We start from the raw sequence: 2,523 nt of genomic DNA on the forward strand, positions 1-2,523 counted from the left end.
ATAAATTGAAAGTTATTCTCAAGTTTCTTCAGTACTCACAAATTTTTCTAGAGTTTCTTCTAACTTCTGCACTTTAAGTTTTATTTTTAGCTCCCGCTCTTCTAATTGTTGTGCCATGAAATTGAATCCTTCAGCTAATTTATCTACTTCATCATTATAAGTGACAGGAAGTCGCTGTTTTAAATCACCTTTAGCTAATTCTTCTGTAGCAGAAGTCAGTGTAGCAATTCGACTTACAATTAGATTTGATAGTGAGTAACCTGTGAAAATAACTATTGCTGTTCCTAGTAAAGAAAATAAACAAATTACAATCACAAGTTGTTGTTTTGCTTCTTCCAAATCTGCCAGAGAAGATAGTACAGCTAATTCTAATTCTGTACCATCTAAGGCAGATATACTGAGATTTTCAATTATGTATAAGCGGTCTTCAATTTTTATTTTGTTTAAGTTTTTATCGTATTTTTGGTGAAATTCATCCCAAGAAAGCTTCTTATTTTTAGGTGAACTTGAAGCAATTGTTTGCCTGTTTTGGAAAACAACAATATGTTTATTTGTTTCTGTAGAAATTGCATTAAGTAATTGATTATTTATGGTAGTACCGATAATAATGCCACCAATAACTCCTTGATTAGATTTAATTGATGTAGCTCCTATTAATATAGTTCTAGAATTATTGAATTCTTTTCCAGTAATCATGGTAGAAAAAGCTACCCCATTAATTATTTGTGAAATTACTACTTGATCGGATATTTTTACTTGATTCAGTATTGGGTTGCGTAAATCTATTATGCTGTTACTATTTTTATCTATTACTTTAACTATATCCAGAGATAAACTTGCTTTTAAAGGTATTATTTTTTTGAGAATTTCTGTTTGATTTCCTGTTTCTAATGCTTTAGACATTGTTGTACCACCAACTAATAATTTAGCATTTAAGTATAGTTTATTCATTTGCCTTTGGAATTCTTGCATCACTAGTTCAGCAATACCTTCTACTTCTTTTATTTGCCTTTGTTCAATATTCTGAGAAAAGTAATAAATAATACCGAAGTTTCCTACAAACCATATTGTTAAGAATACCGAGATAAACGGTAAACTTATCTTTTGTTTTAAAGGGAAATTTGAATAATATCTACTGAAAATATTTTTTAATTTCAAAATTAATTTAATTTTAGTATTACTCATTTTTTTTATTTAAAATTAATTGATGTAGTCTATCGAAATCCTATTTGATTTGTAAATTTTTCACATAAGTGCTAGATAGAATCAAAAATAAATATAATGAAATTTTTCACAACTTTGACATTTAGTAGTATAGCACTTTATCTGCATATTCCAGATAAGAATGCTATATCTCAATAAATTATTACTAATAGCTTATACTAATACCAAATCCGGCGATCGCTAGTAAGAAAAAATATTTAAACTAAATTAATTTTGTATTAATATTATATCCGTTTGATTACTTATAGAACCCCTAACCGTATCTTCATAAATATTAAGTTTTTTAGTTAGGAGTCAGGAGACAGGAGACAGAAAGTAAGAAGGAATATGTGGGGAGAAATAGTACAAAAAATTCAACACTCCTTCTTCATATTTTTCCTAAAAATTTATGCGTGAAAAGACTTGACTACCATAATTATATAGATCTCAAATGGGTTTTATACATGAAATTACGGAGTAATCAGGAATCAGGAATTATGAGGGAAGGAAGAAGAAAGAAATTAAGATGAGGAAAAGGATCATTTTTTTTGATCGCCCTCTTATCCGGACATGATATGATTAATCATTTGATTGGCTATAAGACTAAAATTCGTAAGCATTTCCTGCGGACTGCTGCGTAAACAGCTATTAGCTTTCAGCTATCAGCAACAAGACTCTCTTCTTAAGGAATGTGGGTTTAAATTAACAACTGACTTTAAGGGCAAGGTAAGACAATTAATAAAGCTTTTATCCCAAACTAAAAGTATAGCAGTCGAAACAAAGGTTAGGACATTTACAAAGGCTTAAACTCAGTGAGGGATTACTTTTAACTTTTGACTTTTGACTTTTGCCTTGCGCGGAGCGCTATAATAACTGATAGCTGATGGCTAACGGCTGAATGCTTACTAAAATTCTATACAAATAATTTTCCACTACTAATGAGTTATGATACAATTTATCAAAAGTTTTGCTACATTTATTTGGGAGTAGATAGTAGGGTTTAAAGGCATAATATATTTGGAATTAATGGCAATAATTCGTAAGCATTTCCTGCGGACTGCTGCGCAAACAGCTATTAGCAGTCAGCTCTCAGCAACAAGAGTCTCTTAATATTAAGACAGTGTTTAATATTAATATAGACTTTAAAAGCAAAGGAGCCAACTTTTGTAGTAAGACAATTAAATATTGCTTTTATCCTAAACATAAGAGCAATAGCTGATAGCTGATGGCTGACGGCTGAATGCTTACAATAATCCTCTAAATTCATTACCGAAAAATCGTGGGTATGCGCCTCCCCTTTTAAGGGGATAAAAAGCGGTC

Annotated in this window: 2 protein-coding genes; both read right to left on the reverse strand. The window is 30.5% G+C overall.

The annotated features are described in order from the left end of the window. Positions 1–18 precede the first annotated feature (18 nt). Positions 19–1,185, reverse strand: a complete 1,167-nt coding sequence (locus AC3DU7_RS31005; protein ID WP_488043079.1) for a HAMP domain-containing protein — start codon at positions 1,183–1,185, stop codon at positions 19–21. A gap of 1,093 nt (positions 1,186–2,278) precedes the next feature. Further along, the coding region (locus AC3DU7_RS31010; RefSeq protein WP_488043080.1) for a hypothetical protein at positions 2,279–2,523 on the reverse strand (245 nt) is incomplete at its 5' end.

This window comes from Okeania sp. (assembly GCF_983059655.1).